This window comes from Novosphingobium piscinae (assembly GCF_014230355.1).
Classification (GTDB): domain Bacteria; phylum Pseudomonadota; class Alphaproteobacteria; order Sphingomonadales; family Sphingomonadaceae; genus Novosphingobium; species Novosphingobium piscinae.
The window spans coordinates 101,833-121,311 of record NZ_JACLAX010000003.1 but is presented as its reverse complement, the minus strand read 5'-3'; the positions used below and the strand labels follow the sequence as shown (position 1 = coordinate 121,311).

The 19,479-nt window shown below is 68.6% G+C and carries 20 protein-coding genes and 1 tRNA gene; 15 read left to right on the top strand and 6 right to left on the bottom strand.

Features of this window, described 5'->3' with window-relative positions; all coding sequences use genetic code 11:
- Positions 1-36 precede the first annotated feature (36 nt).
- The 4 genes from H7F53_RS04310 to H7F53_RS04295 all read right to left on the bottom strand — a co-directional run bounded on the left by H7F53_RS04310 (position 37) and on the right by H7F53_RS04295 (position 3,892).
- Positions 37-111, bottom strand: a tRNA-Gln gene (locus H7F53_RS04310).
- Between the two features lie 58 nt (positions 112-169).
- Entirely contained in the window at positions 170-1,012 is an 843-nt protein-coding gene (gene yghU / locus H7F53_RS04305) for a glutathione-dependent disulfide-bond oxidoreductase (protein ID WP_185678255.1), read from the bottom strand.
- A gap of 138 nt (positions 1,013-1,150) precedes the next feature.
- On the bottom strand, positions 1,151-2,251 hold the full coding sequence (locus H7F53_RS04300; RefSeq protein ID WP_185678254.1) for a branched-chain amino acid aminotransferase: 1,101 nt from the start codon (positions 2,249-2,251) through the stop codon (positions 1,151-1,153).
- A 1,095-nt stretch (positions 2,252-3,346) separates the two neighbouring features.
- Complete coding sequence (locus H7F53_RS04295) at positions 3,347-3,892, bottom strand: hypothetical protein (RefSeq protein ID WP_185678253.1); 546 nt, start codon at positions 3,890-3,892, stop codon at positions 3,347-3,349.
- Between the two features lie 60 nt (positions 3,893-3,952).
- Here H7F53_RS04295 and H7F53_RS04290 point away from each other — a divergent pair, with 60 nt between their 5' ends.
- From H7F53_RS04290 to H7F53_RS04265, 6 genes are all read left to right on the top strand, one after another.
- A complete protein-coding gene (locus H7F53_RS04290; protein WP_185678252.1) occupies positions 3,953-4,771 on the top strand; it encodes a TlyA family RNA methyltransferase in 819 nt (272 codons plus the stop codon).
- A gap of 95 nt (positions 4,772-4,866) precedes the next feature.
- Positions 4,867-5,421, top strand: a complete 555-nt coding sequence (locus H7F53_RS04285; RefSeq protein WP_185678251.1) for a TspO/MBR family protein — start codon at positions 4,867-4,869, stop codon at positions 5,419-5,421.
- Between the two features lie 39 nt (positions 5,422-5,460).
- Entirely contained in the window at positions 5,461-5,706 is a 246-nt protein-coding gene (locus H7F53_RS04280; RefSeq protein ID WP_185678250.1) for an accessory factor UbiK family protein, read from the top strand.
- A 147-nt stretch (positions 5,707-5,853) separates the two neighbouring features.
- Positions 5,854-6,456, top strand: a complete 603-nt coding sequence (recO, locus tag H7F53_RS04275) for a DNA repair protein RecO (protein WP_185678249.1) — start codon at positions 5,854-5,856, stop codon at positions 6,454-6,456.
- Positions 6,457-6,500: 44 nt separating this feature from the next.
- The gene (leuB, locus tag H7F53_RS04270) at positions 6,501-7,544 is read left to right on the top strand and encodes a 3-isopropylmalate dehydrogenase (RefSeq protein ID WP_185678248.1); all 1,044 of its coding nucleotides are present in this window, start codon (positions 6,501-6,503) and stop codon (positions 7,542-7,544) included.
- Between the two features lies 1 nt (position 7,545).
- Positions 7,546-8,700 carry a glycosyltransferase gene (locus tag H7F53_RS04265; protein ID WP_185678247.1) on the top strand — a complete coding sequence of 385 codons (1,155 nt, stop codon included), beginning with the start codon at positions 7,546-7,548 and terminating at the stop codon, positions 8,698-8,700.
- A 10-nt stretch (positions 8,701-8,710) separates the two neighbouring features.
- Here the strand turns inward: H7F53_RS04265 and H7F53_RS04260 are convergent, their stop codons facing one another.
- The gene (locus tag H7F53_RS04260) at positions 8,711-10,009 is read right to left on the bottom strand and encodes a phospholipid carrier-dependent glycosyltransferase (RefSeq protein WP_185678246.1); all 1,299 of its coding nucleotides are present in this window, start codon (positions 10,007-10,009) and stop codon (positions 8,711-8,713) included.
- 91 nt (positions 10,010-10,100) lie between these two features.
- Between H7F53_RS04260 and H7F53_RS04255 the strand changes: the two genes are divergently transcribed.
- The 3 genes from H7F53_RS04255 (at position 10,101) to H7F53_RS04245 (ending at position 12,738) form a co-directional block, all read left to right on the top strand.
- Entirely contained in the window at positions 10,101-11,309 is a 1,209-nt protein-coding gene (locus H7F53_RS04255; protein ID WP_185678245.1) for a trans-sulfuration enzyme family protein, read from the top strand.
- A 121-nt stretch (positions 11,310-11,430) separates the two neighbouring features.
- On the top strand, positions 11,431-11,829 hold the full coding sequence (apaG, locus tag H7F53_RS04250) for a Co2+/Mg2+ efflux protein ApaG (RefSeq protein WP_185678244.1): 399 nt from the start codon (positions 11,431-11,433) through the stop codon (positions 11,827-11,829).
- Positions 11,830-11,916: 87 nt separating this feature from the next.
- Positions 11,917-12,738: a LysR family transcriptional regulator gene (locus H7F53_RS04245; RefSeq protein ID WP_185678243.1), complete on the top strand. Its 822-nt coding sequence runs from the start codon at positions 11,917-11,919 to the stop codon at positions 12,736-12,738.
- 6 nt (positions 12,739-12,744) lie between these two features.
- Here the strand turns inward: H7F53_RS04245 and H7F53_RS04240 are convergent, their stop codons facing one another.
- A complete protein-coding gene (locus tag H7F53_RS04240; RefSeq protein WP_246438481.1) occupies positions 12,745-13,020 on the bottom strand; it encodes a hypothetical protein in 276 nt (91 codons plus the stop codon).
- Between the two features lie 429 nt (positions 13,021-13,449).
- On the opposite strand from H7F53_RS04240, the gene rpsL reads away from it, so the two are divergent.
- The 6 genes from rpsL (at position 13,450) to rplC (ending at position 19,477) form a co-directional block, all read left to right on the top strand.
- Positions 13,450-13,821, top strand: a complete 372-nt coding sequence (rpsL, locus tag H7F53_RS04235; RefSeq protein WP_169492430.1) for a 30S ribosomal protein S12 — start codon at positions 13,450-13,452, stop codon at positions 13,819-13,821.
- A 174-nt stretch (positions 13,822-13,995) separates the two neighbouring features.
- Positions 13,996-14,466 (top strand): 30S ribosomal protein S7, encoded by a 471-nt coding sequence (gene rpsG / locus H7F53_RS04230; protein WP_185678242.1) that lies wholly within the window; start codon positions 13,996-13,998, stop codon positions 14,464-14,466.
- Positions 14,467-14,580: 114 nt separating this feature from the next.
- On the top strand, positions 14,581-16,653 hold the full coding sequence (gene fusA, locus H7F53_RS04225) for an elongation factor G (protein ID WP_185678241.1): 2,073 nt from the start codon (positions 14,581-14,583) through the stop codon (positions 16,651-16,653).
- Between the two features lie 93 nt (positions 16,654-16,746).
- A complete protein-coding gene (tuf, locus tag H7F53_RS04220; RefSeq protein ID WP_185678240.1) occupies positions 16,747-17,937 on the top strand; it encodes an elongation factor Tu in 1,191 nt (396 codons plus the stop codon).
- Between the two features lie 208 nt (positions 17,938-18,145).
- Positions 18,146-18,457, top strand: a complete 312-nt coding sequence (gene rpsJ / locus H7F53_RS04215; protein WP_011444906.1) for a 30S ribosomal protein S10 — start codon at positions 18,146-18,148, stop codon at positions 18,455-18,457.
- A 264-nt stretch (positions 18,458-18,721) separates the two neighbouring features.
- On the top strand, positions 18,722-19,477 hold the full coding sequence (gene rplC, locus H7F53_RS04210) for a 50S ribosomal protein L3 (protein ID WP_185678239.1): 756 nt from the start codon (positions 18,722-18,724) through the stop codon (positions 19,475-19,477).
- The last annotated feature ends 2 nt before the right edge of the window (positions 19,478-19,479 follow it).

Genomic DNA, 19,479 nt, shown 5'->3' with positions numbered 1-19,479 from the left:
CGCAGGCCCGCGGCGGGCCGGAGGATCGAGGGTGGCTGGCTGGGGCGGCAGGATTCGAACCTGCGAATGCCGGTACCAAAAACCGGTGCCTTACCACTTGGCGACGCCCCAGCAGTCCGGCGCGCATAGCGGCGCCGTGCGGTCATGGGAAGAGGGTTGCGCGGGCGGCTCAGGCCAGCGCGGCGAAATCGCTCGCGGCGTGACGTTCGGGCAGGTCGGCGCTGTTGACCTTGCGTCCGCGCGCCACCGCCGGGCGCGCCGCCAGCTCCTCGACCCAGCGGGCCAGGTGGGGGTATTCGTGCAGCGACAGGAACGTTCCGGCATCGTTGTAGGCCGTGCCCTGGACGAACCCGGCCAGCCAGGGGAAGGCCGCGATATCGGCGATGGTATAGTCCTCGCCCGCGAGGTAGCGGCTCTGCGCCAGCCGGGTGTCGGCGACGTGGAACAGGCGCTTGGCCTCCATCGCATAGCGGTCGATCGCATATTCGATCTTGACCGGAGCATAGTGGTAGAAATGCCCGAAGCCGCCCCCGAGGAACGGCGCGGAGCCCATCTGCCACATCAGCCAAGAGAAGGTCTCGGCCCGCGCGGCCGGGTCGGTGGGGAGAAAGGCTCCGAACTTCTCGGCCAGGTAGACCAGGATCGCGCCCGATTCGAACACCCGCACCGGCCCTTCGTCCCCGCCAACGGCACTGCGGTCGACCAGCGCGGGGATCTTGCTGTTCGGGTTGGCCGCGACGAAGCCGCTGGAGAATTGCGCGCCCTGGCCGATGTCGATCCTCCAGGCGTCGTACTCCGCCCCGGCGTGGCCGGCGGCGAGCAGCTCCTCGAGCAGAATGCCGACCTTCTGCCCGTTCGGCGTGGCGAGCGAGTAGAGCTGCAGCGGATGGGTGCCGACCGGCAGCTCGGCCTCGTGGGTCGCGCCGGAGACCGGACGGTTGATCGCGGCGAAGGTCCCGCCGCTCGGCTTGTTCCAGGTCCACACGGCAGGTGGGGTATAGGCGTCGGTCATCGTTGGTCGGGCTCCTGGCGTCTGGCGCCGATCTGGTGGTTTTTACCGGCGTGGAGAGGGCCGGTGGCGTCCCTGTGTCCGTCCACCGGGAACAGCCCCAAGGTGGTTGGTCGCTGGCGGAACCGCAAGCCCGCCGGCTCAGTCCAGCCGCATCACCCAGCCATGGGTGTCGGCGGCCTCGCCGCGCTGGATCGCGACCAGCCGCTGGCGCAGCTTCTGGGTGAGCTGCCCGGGGCCGCCCGAGCCGATCACGAATTCGCCCTCGACTGGATCGGTCACCCGGCCGACCGGGGTTACCACCGCGGCGGTGCCGCAGGCGAAGGTCTCGACCAGCTTGCCGCTGGCCGCATCGGCCCGCCACTGGTCGATCGCGTACTTCTCCTCGCGCACGGTCAACCCTTCCTCGCGGGCCAGGGTGAGCAGGCTCTCGCGGGTGATCCCGGGCAGGATCGTCCCGGCCAGCGGCGGCGTGATCAGCGTGCCGTCGGCGAAGACGAAGTAGAGGTTCATGCCCCCCAGCTCCTCGATCCAGCGGTGCTCGGCGGCGTCGAGGAACACGGTCTGGTCATGCCCCTGGGCCATGGCCTCGGCCTGGGGGACCAGGCTGGCGGCATAGTTGCCGCCGCACTTGGCCGCCCCGGTGCCGCCGGGTGCGGCGCGGGTGTACTGGCTGACCCAGATCGACACCGCCGGGGCGCCCGACTTGAAGTAGTTGCCGGCCGGGCTGGCGATCACGATGAAGCTGTAGCTCTTGGCCGGGCGCACCCCGAGGAAGGCCTCGGTCGCGATCATGAACGGCCGCAGGTAAAGCGAGCCGCCTTCGATGCTGGGGAACCAGTCGCGGTCGACCGCGACCAGCTCGCGGCAGGCGGCGACGAACAGGTCCTCGGGCAGTTCGGGCATGGCGAGCCGCCGCGCCGAGGCGTTGAACCGGGCGGCATTGGCCTGCGGGCGGAACAGGGCCATCGCCCCATCGGTGAGGCGATAGGCCTTGAGCCCCTCGAAGATCTCCTGGGCATAGTGCAGCACCGACGCGGCCGGGTGGAGGCTGAGCGGCTGCAACGGGCCGACCACGGCGTCATGCCAGCCGCGTTCCTCGGACCACTGGATCGTGACCATGTGATCGGAAAAGTGCTTGCCGAATCCCGGGTCCGCCAGCACCTTGCCCCGCGCCTCGACCGGCAGCGGCGCCGGATGCGTGATGCGCGTGAATGACAGGGCAGGTGCGGCGCTGGCCATTGGACGGGTCCTCGTTGCTGGGTCTTTCGCGAGCCATTGTACGAAAATTACGCACAAGGCAAGCCAAAAGAAATTTTAGAATAGCTTAGGCTCTGCGGTCCTCTCTAGGGGGAAAAGCCCGGGGGGCCAAGGGTACTACGCGCGGGTGACACTCGCGGGCGCTTTTGGTGCGTGTGGCAGCATGGGGCAAGCTGCTGAATCGCAGGGCCAAATTGCAGCGGTTGCCGGTCTGCGGTGTGACCTTCCGCGGCGGCCTGTGTCACGGCGCGAGATGAGATTGGGACGGGTCGTGGGAGCACAAGGGAATTGAGCCACAAGGACGGCGAGTAGGACAGGCGGGGAACGCGGCGACCCGGTCGGGGGGAGTGGGGATCCGTGGCACAGGGTGAGCGCAGCGCCATCAACGCCATGGTCCACCTGCTCCAGCATCGGTGTCCCGGGCTGCCCTGTCCCGTGCAGCGCCGCGGCAGGAAGCTGGGCCCCGGATCCCGTCAGGGGTGACGGTCAGAGGGTGGACGGGGCTGCCGCTCATGCTCCGATCAACCCCGAACCCATCGTCATGCCAGCCCAGGCTGGCATCGTCCGCGGCGGGGTGAGAGATCCCAGCCTGCGCTGGGATGAAGGGGACCGGGCGGCTCCCCAGACCCTCCGCGTACTCAGCCTGAGCCTGTGGCAGGGCGGCAGCAAGCACGGAACGGACCGTGCAGGTGACTACGTGCGGCTCGCCAGGCGGGCCGCGAGACGGCTCGAACGCCCCAAATGAGAAGGGCAGCGACGCCGAAGCGTGCTGCCCTTCGCATGGTCAGCGGCCGGAAGTGCCGCCCACGAAGCCTTTATCGCTTAATCGAAACTCAGCGATAATGCCTCGCGCGGGACTGTACCGACCTCTCTGCTGAACCATGAGACATCGGATCACCTCCTTTCGCGCTGTTGAGCCAAAGTCGCCCCTCTCGGGGCTGGGACGGAGCGCGATTTCATCGCACCCCGTCCTTGCCACCCAACATATGGCCAAGGCGCGCAACAACAAGTCTTGTGTTCAAGTTTTTCCCTGTCACACTCGCCGCTTCCGGCCTGCGTCGGCAGCGCCGTCCCCGCTCAGCGACAGTCTTCCGCAACCCGCCCCAGCTCCGGCCAGGCAGGCAGGTAAAGTGCTGGAAAACCTGCCACTTCCACCATGAAACGGCCGCGCGAGAAGGCGATCGCGTCAGCCAGCCGATCACCTGCCGCCAGGCTGACGGCGGTGCCGCCGGCGGGGAGCGGGGTCGCGGTGAGCAGCCGCCGCGTCGCCGTGGTGGTCACGGTGAGCGGTAGCGGCTCGCTGGCTGGGCGATTTGTCCACAGAATCATCGCGTGGCTGGCGGCATCGCACGACAGGCTGGCGACCGGCTCGGCGCCCGGGACGCCGTAGCGCGCGACCGAGCGGCCTTCGTCCGCGCTCCAGCGCCAGGTGCCCGGCGTTGCCGCGGCATCGCGCCAGTCGGCCGGGGCCGGCGGCTGCGGAGGGGACGGGGGCGGTGCCGGGCGCGGCGCGGCTGGCGGGGGCGCCGGGGGCGGGGGCGCGGCGGGCGCGACACAGCCGCCCAGCAGGACCAGCCCGAGCAGCGGGCCGAGCGGGCGGAGGGAAACGCGGTTTGCCTTCATCGGGACGGTATGGAATGAGGCGGCCTCCCGAGACAACCCCCGGACTCCCAGCCCGCCGCGATGGTCCAGCCGCCAGCCCCCCCAGCCCCCCCAGCCCCCCCAGCCCGTCCCGCGCCGCCCGCCCGGCCGGCCGGCCGCCAGCGGGTCGATCAGCTGCTGGTCGAGCGCGGCCTGGCGGAGAGCCGTACACGCGCCCAGGCACTGGTGCTGGCCGGGGTGGTCTTTTCGGGCCAGACCAAGCTGGCCAAGCCGGGCCAGACGCTGCCGGGCGATGCGCCGCTGGAGGTCCGTGGGCGCGATCATCCGTGGGTGTCGCGCGGGGGGATCAAGCTGGCCCATGCGCTGGCGCAGTTCGCGCTCGACCCGGCCGGCGCGGTGGCGATGGACATCGGCAGTTCGACCGGGGGCTTCACCGACGTGCTGTTGACCAAGGGCGCGGCGCGGGTCTTCGCGGTCGATTCCGGCACCAACCAGCTGGCCTGGAAGCTGCGCCAGGACCCGCGCGTGACCGTGCTCGAGCAGACCAGCGCGCGGGTCCTGACCCCCGCGCTGATCGATGCGCCGTGCGACTGGGTGGTGTGCGATGCCAGCTTCATCGGGCTGGCCAAGGTGCTGGAGGTGCCGCTGCGTCTGGCCGCGCGGCGCTGCACGCTGGTGGCATTGATCAAACCTCAGTTCGAGGTCGGCCGGGGCGAGGTCGGCAAGGGCGGGGTGGTGCGCGATCCGGCCCTGCACAAGCGGGTCTGCGATGAGGTCTCGGACTGGCTGACGGCCAGCGGCTGGGCCGTGCGCGGGCTGGTCGAGAGCCCGATCACCGGGCCGGAGGGCAATGTCGAGTTTCTCGTCTGGGCCAGCCGCGACCACACCGAAACGGATTAAGTCCGGTTCATTCCGAGTTGAAGTTGCCAGCCGCCGCGGCGGGCGCCAATATCGCCCGCAATTCTCCCGAATCGTGTGTGTGTGTGCGAGGTGACATGAACCAGCTTGCGTCGACCGGACAGCTCAGGGCGTCGTTCCTGCGCTGGGCGCTGGTGCTGGTCCCGCTGGTCGTGCTGCTCGGCTTCGTGTCGGGCCGGGCCGCGCAGAGCGGCCCGGGCAGCCCGTGGTTCGACGCGCTGGTGAAGCCGGCGATCTATCCGCCGCCGGCCACCTTCGGCATCGTCTGGAGCGTGCTCTATGTGCTGATGGGGCTGGCGGCGGCCTCGGTCGGGACGGCGCGCGGGGCAGCGGGGCGCAGCCTCGCGCTCGGCCTGTTTGCGCTGCAGCTGGCGGTCAACCTGGCCTGGAGCCCGACCTTCTTCGCGCTCCACCAGATGACCGCGGCGTTCTGGATCATCGTCGCGCTGGCGGTGGTGCTGGCCGCGACGATCGTGGCCTTCTGGCGGGTGCGGCCCACCGCGGCGCTGATGCTGGCGCCCTATCTGGCCTGGGTCCTGTTCGCCAGCGTGCTCAACTGGCAGTTCATCCAGCTCAACCCGGGCGCCGATGGCGCGGCTGCTGCTCCGGCGGTGACGCGGGTCCAGCTCTAGAGGCTTGCACTGGATCGGCACGATCCCCATGTATCGGTCATGCAAAGCGACAACCCCCTCTTTTCCGATTTCGCCAAGGTGCTGAACAGCGCCGCAGGCACCTTTGCCGGCATGGGACGCGAGGCCCGCGACGCCGCGCGCGAGCGCTTCCGCGAGGCGATGGGCGGGCTCGACTTCGTCAGCCGCGAGGAATTCGACGCGGTCAAGGACATGGCCGCCAAGGCACGCGACGAGGTTGAGGAGCTCAAGGCCCGGATCGCCGCGCTGGAGGCCAAGCTGGGCTGAGCCAAGCCGTCCGTCACGCCGCCGCCGGCGGCGGCGCGTGATTGGGGCAGCGCACTGTTGCGGCGGGTTCCGGCCTGCGCTGGCCCGACGGGACGGGAGCTGACCGCCCCTTGCCAGCCTCGTCGCTCCGCGCCACAGCCTCGATCCATGGAACTGTCCGCCCCTGCGATCGTCTGTGCGGTCCGCGCCCACGGCGAGACAGCGGTGATCGCGCGGCTGCTGACCGAACGGCACGGGCTGCTGGCGGCCTATGTCGCGGGCGGACGGGGGCGCCAACTGCGGCCGGTGCTGATCCCGGGCAATGCCGTGGCCGCCGCGCTGCGCGCCCGCTCGGACAGCCAGCTGCCCTTCGCGCGGATCGAGCTGACCGCCAGCCGCGCGCCGTTCCTGACCGAGCCGCTGCCGGCGGCCGCGCTCAACTGGAGCACCGCGCTGACCGCCGCGGCCCTGCCCGAGCGCCAGCCTTATCCCGCGCTCTACCGAGCGCTGGCGGCGCTGCTCGACGCGGTCTGCCTCGCCCCCTCGGCGCGCGGCTGGCTGCCCGGACTGATCGCCTACGAGACCCTGCTGCTGCGTGAGCTGGGCTACGGCGGGGGGAGTGCTCCGCCGCTTCCCGCCGAGACCGCCGAGCGGTTGCGCGCGTTCGACCGGCTCGGTCCGCTGATCGCGCGCTATGCGCTTGCCGAAAGCGGCGGCGATGTTATGGCGGCGCGCGCCGTGCTGCGGGAGCGGCTGGACCGGATCGGCTGATCCGGCGGCAGGGACAAACCAGGTCAGGCCAGGTCAGGAAAGACATGAAGATTGCGGTGTTCGCCGGCGACGGCATCGGTCCGGAAGTCACGCAGCAGGCCGTGCGCGTGCTCCAGGCGCTCGATCTCCCGGGGCTCGAACTGGTCGAGGGCGATGTCGGCGGTGCGGCCTGGCGCAAGCACGGCCACCCGCTGCCAGAGGTCACGCTCGAGATCGCCCGCGCGGCCGACGCGATCCTGTTCGGCGCGGTCGGCGACTTCGCCTGCGACCATCTCGAGCGGCATCTGCGCCCCGAACAGGCGATCCTCGGCCTGCGCAAGGAACTGGGCCTGTTCGCCAACCTGCGTCCGGCGCGGGTGTTCCCCGGGCTGGAGGGCCATTCGGCGTTGCGGCCGGAAGTGGCCGGGGCGATCGACCTGCTGATCGTGCGCGAGCTCAACGGCGACGTCTATTTTGGCGACAAGGGCATCCGCACGCTCGCCAATGGCGAACGCCAGGGCTGGGACCTGATGGCCTACAGCGAGAGCGAGGTGCGGCGCATCGCCCATGCCGGGTTCAAGGCCGCGCGCGGGCGCAAGGGCCGGCTGTGCTCGGTCGACAAGGCCAACGTGCTGGAGACCTCGCAAGTGTGGCGCGACGTGGTGACCGCGGTGGCGGCCGAATACCCCGACGTCGAGCTGAGCCACATGTACGTCGACAATGCCGCGATGCAGCTGGTCAAGAGCCCCGGGCAGTTCGACGTGGTCGTCACCGGCAACCTGTTCGGCGACATCCTGTCGGACCAGGCCTCGATGTGCGTCGGCTCGATCGGGCTGCTCGCCTCGGCCTCGATGGCCGAGGGCACCAAGGGCCTCTACGAGCCGATCCACGGCTCCGCGCCCGATATCGCCGGGCAGGACAAGGCCAACCCGATGGCGACGATCCTCTCGGCCGCCATGCTGCTGCGCCACTCCTTCGGGCGCGAGGCCGAGGCCGCGCGGATCGAGTCGGCCGTAGCGGCGGCCCTGGCCGACGGGGTGTTCGGCGGTGACCTCGGCGGCAGCTATGGCACCACCGCGATCGGCGATGCGGTGCTGGGGAAGCTGTGAGATGAACGCGCCGGCCGCGATCCTGCCCGCGCCGATCGAGCTGGGCATCGTCCTGCCCACCTACAACGAGCGCGGCAACCTGCGCTCGATGATCGAGCGGCTCGATGCCGCGCTGGCCGGGATCGCCTGGGAAGTGATCGTGGTCGACGACAACAGCCCGGACGGCACCGCCGACGAGGCCCGCGCCGTTGCGCGCGAGGACCGGCGGGTGCGGGTGCTGCAGCGGATCGGCCGGCGCGGCCTGTCCTCGGCCGCGATCGAGGGCATGTGCGCCACCTCCGCCCCCATGGTCGCGGTGATGGATGCCGATCACCAGCACGATCCGGCGCTGTTGCCGGGCATGCTCGCGGCGCTGCGCAGCGGCCACTATGACCTCGCCTATGCCAGCCGCTTCGCCGAGGGGGCGAGCACCGAGGAATGGGGTCGGCCCGACCGGGTCAAGGCTTCGGGCCTGGCCAACCGGCTGGCCCGCAAGGTGACGGGCGTGACCCTGTCCGACCCGATGAGCGGCTATTTCATGCTGCCCACCGAAGTGTTGCGCAAGGACGCCAGCCGGCTGTCCGGGGTGGGCTTCAAGATCCTGCTCGACATTCTCGCCACGGTCGACGAGCCGCTGCGGATCAAGGAGTTTCCGATGAATTTCGCGGCGCGCGCCGAGGGCGAGAGCAAGCTCGACCGGACCGTGGTGTTCGAGTTCCTGGTGGGGCTCTACGACAAGTGGCTGGGGCGGATCATTCCCACCCGCTTCGCCCTGTTCGGCACGGTCGGCGGGCTGGGTGTCGGGGTCCAGCTGGGGGCGCTGTGGGTGTTGCTGCACCTCGTCTTCGGCGAGCGCTTCGTCTACGGCCACTGGTCGAACGAGACGACCTTCAACATCGCCAACACCGTCGCCGCGGTGGTCGCGATGACCTTCAACTTCGTGCTCAACAACGAGCTGACCTATTCCGACAAGCGCCTGCGCGGCTTCGCCCCGCTGCTGCGCGGCTGGGCCAAGTTCGCGCTGACCTGCTCGCTCGGGCTGCTGACCAACGTCGGCTCGGCGGCAGCGCTGAAGGCCATGGGCTTCCACGACGTCGCCGCGGTGCTGATCGGCATCGTGCTGGGCTCGGTATGGAATTTCGCGCTGAGCTCGAAGTTCGTCTGGGGCCGCTACTGAGCCGACGGCCTCATCGCCAGGTTGGCAGCCACATCCACCATTCGAAGCTACGCTTGCCGCAGCACAGCTTGGCCGCCGAAAGGATCGGGAAGAACCAGGCGAACAGCGCGACCGACAGGATCAGCACGCCCGGCGCGACCCAGCGCCAGCGATCAGGCCGCCGCCACAGCGCGTCGAGCGCCAGCGCCAGGCAGGCCATCAGGAAGGTGCTGGGCAACAGGTAGTGATAGAAGAACTGGATCGGCTTGCCGTTGGCCACCCACAGTCCGATCGCGGTGAGGTAGAACAACGCCGCGGCCAGGGCGTCGGCGCGCTGCTCGCGCCGCCAGGCCCACAAGCACCAGCCCACTGCCGGCAGCCCGGCGAGCATGGTCAGCGGATTGCCGAGCAGCACCACCCCGCGCTGGGCGCCATCGATGTTCTCGTAGAGGAACCAGATCGCGCGGATGTCGAGCACCCACTGCCACCACACCGACTGGTAGGGGTGCGGCTTGATCACCGACTGCTGCAGCTTGAGCATGTAGCGCTGGTATTCGACCAGATGGAGCGGATCGACCGGGCGCTCGGCATAGAAGAACGCCGGCATGAAGGTGGCGAAGTAGACCAGCAGCGGCAGGGTGCCGAGCCAGAACGCGGCCTCGGCCAGGCTGACCCCGGGGACGGGCGCACCCGCCGTGGCGAGCAGGAAGCGGCGGCCGTGGCGGCGCAGGCGCAGCACGAGGAAGGCCAGCCCGGGCAGCGCGGCGGTGGCCACCACGCTCCACTTGGCGCCCAGCGACAGGCCGAGGAACACCCCGGCCAGGGCGAGCCGCAACCGCGCCTGGCCAGGCAGGCGGACCGCGCCGGCCAGCATCCACATCGCCAGCATGGCGAACCCGGCCATCACCATGTCGAGCATGGCGATGCGGCTCATCACGAACCACAGGAAATCGGTGGCCAGCAGCAGGGTTCCGGCCACCGTGGCGAAGGCCCGCCCGCTGGTCAGCCAGAGCGCGCGGCTGAAGGCAAACAGCCCGACTGCGCCGAACAGCGCCGGGAAGATCCGCCACGACTGCGGGGTATCGCCGAACAGCCAGATCGCTGCGGCGAGGAACTCCTTGGCGACCAGCGGATGCTCGGGATTGCGCGGGCGGGCCATCAGCAGCATCTCGCGCGCGGCGCGCACGTAGTGGACCTCGTCGAAGTAGATCCGCGTCGGCAGGTGCAGACGCTGCCACAGCAGCACGAGGAAGGCGATCGCGATCACCGCGCAGATCGGCAGCGGATCGCGCTCGCGCTGCGACGGGGGAGGAAGCGACAGCTTGAACATGCGCGGCGGGCGATAGCGGGGCGGGGCGGGGCGGCGCAAGCGTCAGCCGCCGCACTTGCCCTCGATCCCGCCAAATCCTAAGGCGGGGGCCATGAAGAAGACCACCGGACAGGACCGCTCGATCACCCGCGCCTGGCGCCCGGCCACCCAGGCCGTGCGCGGGGGCACCTGGCGGTCCGAGCATGGCGAGACGAGCGAGGCGCTGTTCCTCTCCTCGGGCTATACCTACGACGACGCGGCGACGGTTGCGGCGCGGTTCGCCGGCGAACAGGAGGGGATGACCTATTCCCGCCTGCAGAACCCGACCGTGGCCATGCTGGAAGAGCGCATCGCCCTGCTCGAGGGGGCAGAGGCCTGCCGCACCCAGGCCACCGGCATGGCGGCGATGACCGCCGCGTTGCTGTGCCAGCTTTCAGCGGGCGACCACATTGTCGCCGCCAAGGCCGCATTCGGCTCGTGCCGCTGGCTCGTCGACAGCCTGCTGCCGCGCTTCGGGATCGAAGGCACGGTCATCGATTCGCGCGACAATTCCGCCTGGGAGGCGGCGATCCGCCCCAATACCAAGGTGTTCTTCTACGAGACCCCGGCCAACCCGACGATGGACATCGTCGACATGACCTTCGTCAACGGGCTGGCCCGCGCCCACGGCATCACCACCGTGGTCGACAACGCCTTCTGCACCGCCGCGCTGCAGCGCCCGCTCGACTTCGGCGCCGACGTGGTGGCCTATTCGGCCACCAAGCTGATGGACGGGCAAGGCCGGGTGCTGGCCGGTGCGGTCTGCGGATCGGCCGAGTTCATCAACGACAAGCTGTTGCCGTTCCAGCGCAACACCGGGCCCAACCTGTCGCCGTTCAACGCCTGGGTGGTGCTCAAGGGGCTGGAGACGCTGGACCTGCGCGTCCGCCGCCAGAGCCAGAATGCGCTCGAGGTGGGCCGCTTCCTGGAAAGCCGGGTGCCGGTGATCCTCCATCCCGGCCTCCCCAGCCATCCGCAATACGCGCTCGCCAAGGCGCAGATGGCGGATTCGGGCGCGATCTTCGCCTTCGTCCTCGATGGCGGGCGCGAGCAGGCCTGGGCGTTGCTCGATGCGCTCAAGCTGATCGACATCTCGAACAACATCGGCGACGCCCGCTCGCTGATGTGCCACCCGGCCACCAGCACGCACCACAACATGGGACCCGAGGGCCGCGCCGACATGGGCGTGGTCGATGGCATGCTGCGGCTCAACGTCGGGCTCGAGGATCCGGCCGACCTGATCGAGGACCTCGACCAGGCGCTGCGCGCCGCCGGGCTCTGAGCGGCCCCGGCCGGGCCTCGGCCCTCGTGCCACCCTGGCGCACCTGTCCCTTCGGCCGTGGGAACCGCTGGCGTGCGAAAGGGGTTTGCCGCAGGCAGCGGAGAGGTTACCTATGGGCGCCATGAAGGAGCTGTTTCAGCATGTCGCGCTGACCGGCGGGGTCACGGTGCGTGTCGCCGTGAGTTTCCTGCCCGAACAGTCGCGCATCGAAGCTGGCAAGTGGTTCTGGGTCTATCACATCCGGATCGAGAACGAATCGGACCAGCCGGTCCAGCTGCTCACCCGCCACTGGCGCATCACTGACGGCAATGGCGACGTGGCCGTGGTCGAGGGCGAGGGTGTGGTTGGCGAGCAGCCGGTGATCCGCCCCGGTGGCAGCCATGACTATGTCTCGGGCTGCCCCCTGGCCACGCCGCATGGCTCGATGGAGGGTTTCTACACCTTCCAGCGCGGCGACGGTTCGCTGTTCGAGGCCGCGATCCCGCATTTCCCGCTCGCCGCGCCGGCCACCGCCGGCTAGCCCATGGGCCCGACCGGGGGTCGGGGCGGGCGCCCAGCCGGGCGCCGGACCATTGCTCCCGGCGCGGAGGCTGGCTAGAGCCGGGCCATGAAGCGCACGCACCTGCCGCTGAACGCCCTGCGCGTGTTCGATGCCGCCGCGCGGCATCTCTCGTTCACCCGCGCGGCCGATGAACTGGCCGTCACCCCGGCAGCGGTCGGTCAACAGATCCGCGCGCTCGAGGACCTGCTCGGCGTGGTCCTGTTCCGCCGCACCTCGAAGGGGCTCGAGCTGACCGACGAGGCCGCCGCCGGGCTCGAGCCGCTGCGCACCGGCTTCCTCCATTTCGAGGATGCGGTGCGGGCGATGCAGGCCGGGCAGGCCAGCCATGTCTTCACCATCGCCGCCCCGCGCGACGTGTTCGCCGCGTGGCTGGCGCCACGACTGGCCGCCTATCGCGCGGCCCATCCCGAGGTGCGCTACGTGATCGTCGATAGCGAAACCGCCGATTTCACCGAGGCCAATCTCGACCTTGCCGTGCGCTGGGCCGAAGGGCCGGGTGATCTCGAAGGCGTGCCGCTGGCCCCGGCGCTGATGCAGGTGGTGGGCGATGGCCCGTGGATCGCCTGGCCGGGCGATTCCCATCCTGACGCCGCCCAGGCCGATGGCAATGCCGCCCCTGATGGCGCGCCCGAGACAGCAGGCGAGCCGCCGGTCCATGTCGCCGATGCCGGACAGGCGCTCTCGGCCGCGCTCAGCGGGCTGGGGCGGGCGCGGGTGCCGCATCTGCTGGTCGAGGCCGTGCCCGCGGCCACGGGGCTGCTGCGCGGCGAGCCCGAGGAGGCCCGCCGCGGGTACTGGCTGGTCGCCCCGCTGCCGCAGTGGCGCCAGAAGAAGGTCAAGGCGCTGGTCGCTGCGCTGACCGGCTGAGCGCGCTCAGCGGCGGCGGCTGCTGCTCCGGCAGTTGCGGTTGTACTTGGTCCGCGCGATCTCGTGCCCGGCCACGCCGCCAGCCGCCGCGCCCAGCAGGACACCGCCGGTGCCGCCGGCCACCACCTTGCCCAGTACGCCGCCGGCCACGGTGCCGATCACCGCGCCCTCGGTCTTGTTGAGGCGCTTGCAGGCCCGGGCCTCGGCCGGTCCGGCCGCGGCCAGCACCAGCGCGGCCATCGCGCCGGTCATGGTCAGGCGGGTTGCAATCCAATTGGTCATTGTCAGCTTGCTCCATCCGGAAAAGCCCCCGGCCAGCCACCGTGCCCGCTCCGGTATCCGCTGCCTAGTGCGCCGGCGCCGCGCTGCGAGGAGCGGCGCCGCGCGTGCGACGGACCGAGCGGTCAGCCGTGCCGAGCGCCGCGCTGCTGGAGGCCGGCTGCTCCCGGCGCTTGACCGGCGGCAGGTTTGTCCGTAAGGGCGCGCACTTCCGCGGGCGGTCTGCCGTCCGTGCGAGAGCTGAACATTGCCGGTGCGTGCGGACCTGGTCCGCGTAACCCGTCAAAGTAACCCGGTGGCCGATCGCCCCGGGTGGAGCGTTTCGGCTCACTGATCCCGGTCCCGGACCGCCCGCGCGGCAGTCCCGACCGTGGTCGTGAGGCAAGCCTTCACCTGCGGCCCGGTTGCCACAACACAGGTGAAGAGCACTTCATGCCCACGATCAACCAGCTGATCCGCAAGGGTCGCGAGCCGCAGAAGGCCAAGTCCAAGGTCCCGGCGATGGAGCAGAACCCGCAGAAGCGCGGCGTCTGCACCCGCGTCTACACGACCACCCCGAAGAAGCCGAACTCGGCGCTTCGCAAGGTCGCCAAGATCCGTCTGACCAACAGCCGCGAGGTCATCTCGTACATCCCCGGCGAGGGCCACAACCTGCAGGAGCACTCGGTGGTGCTGATCCGCGGTGGCCGTGTGCGCGACCTTCCGGGCGTGCGCTACCACGTGCTGCGCGGCGTGCTCGACACCCAGGGCGTCAAGGACCGCAAGCAGTCGCGCTCGAAGTACGGCGCCAAGCGTCCGAAGTGACCTGACAGCCAAAGGCGTCAGGTCATCCTGAACTTGTTTCAGGATCCATGGCGCCGCAGGCCCAGGTTGAAGTGGATTTACTCTAGCTCGCCGCCCGGCCTCTCTATGGACCCTGAAACAAGTTCAGGGTGACGGAAAGAGAGGGGGAGGGGGCTCAGAAACAAGGAATTTGCGATGTCACGTCGTCGTCGTCCCGAGAAGCGGGAAATCCTGCCGGATCCGAAGTTCGGGGATCAGGTCCTGTCGAAGTTCATGAACAACCTCATGCTCGACGGTAAGAAGTCGGTTGCCGAAAGCATCGTCTACGGTGCGCTCGACACCATGCAGACCCGCGCCAAGGCCGATCCGCTGCAGCTGTTCCACGATGCGCTGAACAACGTGAAGCCGCAGATCGAGGTCCGCAGCCGCCGCGTCGGCGGTGCGACCTACCAGGTCCCCGTGGAAGTGCGCCCCGAGCGCGCCCAGGCCCTGGCGATCCGCTGGCTGATCACCGCCGCGCGCAACCGCTCGGAGACCACGATGGCCGCGCGCCTCTCGGGCGAGCTGCTCGACGCCGCCAATAACCGCGGCAACGCGGTGAAGAAGCGGGAAGACACCCACCGCATGGCCGACGCCAACCGCGCGTTCAGCCACTACCGCTGGTAATCTGAGGGGAGGGGCCGGTTCTGCACCGGCCCCGTCTTCAAACGGTCACATTGGTAACCATATGGGCGGGGCGGCCCCAGACCGCTTCCTCCCCGAACCGCTAAGGAACCTCCCATGGCCCGCAGCCATCCGCTCGAGCGCTATCGCAACTTCGGCATCATGGCCCACATCGACGCCGGCAAGACCACCACGACCGAGCGCATCCTCTACTACACCGGCAAGTCCTACAAGATCGGCGAAGTCCACGACGGCGCCGCGACGATGGACTGGATGGAGCAGGAGCAGGAGCGTGGCATCACGATCACCTCGGCTGCCACCACGTGCTTCTGGAACGATCACCGCCTGAACATCATCGACACCCCCGGACACGTCGACTTCACCATCGAGGTCGAGCGTTCGCTGCGCGTGCTCGACGGCGCGGTGGCGGCGTTCGACGGCGTGGCCGGCGTGGAGCCGCAGTCGGAGACCGTGTGGCGCCAGGCGGACAAGTACAAGGTTCCGCGGATGTGCTTCATCAACAAGCTCGACCGCACCGGCGCCAACTTCAAGTACTGCGTGCAGACGATCATCGACCGCCTCGGCGCGACCCCGGCGGTGCTCTACCTGCCGATCGGCGCGGAAAGCGATTTCAAGGGCCTGGTCGACCTGGTCGAGCAGCGCGCGATCATCTGGAAGGATGAATCGCTGGGCGCCGAGTTCGTCTACGAAGAGATCCCGGCCGACCTCGCCGACGAGGCCTCGCTCTACCGCTCGCAGCTGATCGAGCTGGCGGTCGAGCAGGACGACGAGGCGATGGAAGCCTACCTCGAGGGCAATGAGCCCGACGTCGCGACGCTGAAGGCGCTGATCCGCAAGGGCACGCTGAACCAGTCGTTCGTCCCGGTGATCTGCGGTTCGGCGTTCAAGAACAAGGGCGTGCAGCCGCTGCTTGATGCCGTGGTCGACTATCTGCCCTCGCCGCTCGACATTCCCGACGTGCAGGGCGTCAACCCCGACACCGACGAGCCCGACAGCCGCGCCACCGCGGACGACGCGCCGTTCTCGGCCCTGGCGTTCAAGATCATGAACGATCCCTTCGTCGGCTCGCTGACCTTCACCCGCATCTATTCGGGCACGCTCGTCAAGGGCAGCTACCTGAACTCGGTGAAGAACAAGAAGGAGAAGGTCGGCCGCATGCTGCTGATGCACTCCAACAACCGCGAGGACATCGAGACCGCCTATGCCGGCGACATCGTGGCCCTGGCCGGTCTGAAGGAGACCACCACCGGCGATACGCTGTGCGCCGAGAAGCAGCCGATCATTCTGGAGCGGATGGAATTCCCCGAGCCGGTGATCGAGCTCTCGGTGGAGCCGAAGACCAAGGCCGACCAGGAGAAGATGGGCATCGCGCTCAACCGTCTTTCGGCCGAGGATCCCTCGTTCCGCGTCTCGACCGACCACGAATCCGGCCAGACCATCATCAAGGGCATGGGCGAGCTTCACCTCGAGATCCTCGTCGACCGCATGCGCCGCGAGTTCAAGGTGGAAGCCAACGTCGGTGCGCCGCAGGTGGCCTACCGCGAGTATCTGGCCAAGCCGGTCGACCTCGATCACACCCACAAGAAGCAGTCGGGTGGCACCGGCCAGTTCGGCCGCGTGAAGGTCAAGGTCACCCCGGGCGAGCGCGGTTCGGGCTTCGTCTTCAAGGACGAGATCAAGGGCGGCAACATTCCGAAGGAATACATCCCCGCGATCGAGAAGGGCTTCCGTGAAACCGCCGCGACCGGCTCGCTGATCGGCTTCCCGATCATCGACTTCGAGGTGCTGCTCTACGACGGTGCCTATCACGACGTCGACTCGTCGGCGCTGGCCTTCGAAATCTGTGCCCGCGGCGCCATGCGCGAAGCGGCCCAGAAGTCGGGGATCAAGCTGCTCGAGCCGATCATGAAGGTCGAGGTGATCACCCCCGAGGAATATCTCGGCGACGTGATCGGCGACATCAACTCGCGGCGCGGCCAGATCCAGGGCACCGACACCCGGGGCAATGCCCAGGCCGTCACCGCCATGGTCCCGCTCGCCAACATGTTCGGCTACGTGAACCAGCTGCGCTCGTTCACCCAGGGCCGCGCGAACTACTCCATGTTCTTCGATCACTACGACGAGGTCCCGGCGAACGTCGCGACCGAGCTCAAGGCGAAGCTTGCATAAGAACACGGATGCCATTAGGGGCGGCGCCTGATTCAGCGGGTGCCGTCCTTTTCCCGCAGCAATCTGCACACATACGAGAAGAAGGTTTGAACAATGGCTAAGGCTAAGTTTGAGCGGACCAAGCCGCACTGCAACATCGGCACCATCGGTCACGTCGACCACGGCAAGACCACGCTGACCGCCGCGATCACCAAGGTCCTCGCCGAAACCGGCGGCGCGACCTTCACCGACTACGCCAACATCGACAAGGCTCCCGAGGAGCGCGAGCGCGGCATCACCATCTCGACCGCCCACGTCGAGTACGAGACCGCCAACCGTCACTACGCGCACGTCGACTGCCCGGGTCACGCCGACTACGTGAAGAACATGATCACCGGTGCCGCCCAGATGGACGGCGCGATCCTGGTCGTGAACGCCGCTGACGGCCCGATGCCGCAGACCCGCGAGCACATCCTGCTCGCCCGCCAGGTCGGCGTGCCGGCCCTGGTCGTCTACATGAACAAGGTTGACCAGGTCGACGACGAGGAAATCCTCGAGCTGGTCGAGCTGGAAGTGCGCGAGCTGCTGTCGTCGTACGACTTCCCGGGCGACGATATTCCGATCGTCAAGGGTTCGGCCCTGGCCGCGCTGGAAGGCCGCAACGACGAGATCGGCAAGAACTCGATCAACGAGCTGATGGCCGCTGTCGACAGCTACATCCCGCAGCCGCCGCGTCCGACCGACAAGCCGTTCCTGATGCCCGTGGAAGACGTGTTCTCGATCTCGGGTCGCGGCACCGTCGTGACCGGCCGCGTCGAGACCGGCATCGTCAAGGTTGGCGAGGAAGTCGAGATCGTCGGTCTGAAGGACACCCAGAAGACCACCGTGACCGGCGTCGAAATGTTCCGCAAGCTGCTCGACCAGGGTGAAGCCGGCGACAACATCGGCGCGCTGGTGCGCGGCATCAAGCGTGAAGACGTCGAGCGCGGCCAGGTGCTGTGCAAGCCCGGTTCGGTCAAGCCGCACACCGAGTTCTCGGCCGAGGTCTACGTGCTGTCGAAGGACGAAGGTGGCCGTCACACGCCGTTCTTCGCCAACTACCGTCCGCAGTTCTACTTCCGCACCACCGACGTCACCGGTGAGGTCGTTCTCCCCGAGGGCACCGAGATGGTGATGCCGGGCGACAACGTCACGCTGTCGGTCAAGCTGATCGCGCCGATCGCCATGGACGAGGGTCTCCGCTTCGCCATTCGCGAAGGTGGCCGGACCGTCGGTTCGGGGGTTGTCAGCAAGATCACCAAGTAATATAGGCCGCGCACCGGCGGGGAGATTCGCTCTTCCCGCCGGTCGGTTTTTTGGTTCAATCAGCGACGCTAAGGCGATCGTCATGCTGAACTCGTTTCAGCATCCATCCCTCCCTAACGAGCTGCGGCTCCCAAGGCGGAATGGGTCCTGAAACAAGTTCAGGACGACGGCGTGTTGGCGCCGCCGCTCTTTCTCAGTGGTAGTGGACATGGAAGCTCAGAATATCCGCATTCGCCTCAAGGCGTTCGACCATCGCGTGCTCGATCAGGCGACCGGCGAAATCGCGGACACCGCCCGCCGCACCGGCGCGCTCATCCGGGGCCCCATTCCGCTCCCGACGCGGATCGAAAAGTTCTGCGTCAACCGCGGGCCGCACATCGACAAGAAGTCGCGTGAGCAGTTCGAAGTCCGCACCTACAAGCGGCTGCTCGACATCGTGCAGCCCAACGCCGCCACCGTCGACGCGCTGATGAAGCTCGACCTGGCTGCCGGCGTGAACGTCGAGATCAAGCTCGCCTAAGAGACTGACCGACGAAAGTTTCGAACCCTCGGGTTCACATCTCTCCTGGCTTCGGCCAGGCTTTGCGGGGTCTCCCCGCACGGACATAGGGATACCTCCGGCCTGATCTCCAGGGATCGCACGGGCCGGGCAGCGTCCCCCGTCTCGCCACCGCGAGCCTCGCGGCAAATGGTGGCACTCGGCCCGGACGGGGCGCGCTTCACACATAGGGCCGAACACGCCCCTGGGGATGGTCCCCATGGGCCTCTGTGAGGAGAACGGATCATGCGTACCGGCGTGATCGCTAAGAAGGTGGGGATGACCCGCCTTTTCCACGAAGACGGGCGGCATGTGCCGGTGACCGTCCTGTCGCTGGAGGACTGCCAGGTGGTTTCGGTCCGCACCGCCGATCGTGACGGCTACGTCGCGGTCCAGCTCGGTGCCGGCACGGCCAAGCAGAAGAACGTCGCCAAGCCGCAGCGTGAGCACTTCGCCAAGGCGGAAGTGCCGCTGAAGGCCGAGGTCGCCGAGTTCCGCGTCGCCGACGATGCGCTGCTCGAGGTCGGTTCGACCATTGCCGCCTCGCACTTCGTCGCGGGCCAGCTGGTCGACATCACCGGCCAGACCCAGGGCAAGGGCTTTGCCGGCGCGATGAAGCGCTGGGGCTTTGGCGGTATGCGCGCCACCCACGGCGTTTCGATCTCGCACCGTGCCCACGGTTCGACCGGCAACCGCCAGGATCCGGGCCGCGTGTTCAAGAACAAGAAGATGGCCGGCCACATGGGCGACCGTCAGCGCACCCAGCAGAACCTCGAGGTCGTCCGCACCGACGACGAGCGCGGGCTGATCTTCGTCAAGGGCTCGGTGCCCGGCTCGAAGAATGCCTGGCTGCTCGTCCGCGATGCGGTCAAGGTCTCGCGCCATGCCGAAGCGCCTTATCCCGCCGGCCTGAAGCAGGTCGCCAACAACAACGATGCGGCTCCGGCCGACACCCCGGCCGAAGCGCCGGCTGTCGAGTCGACCGAAGGCCAGGAGGGCTAAGT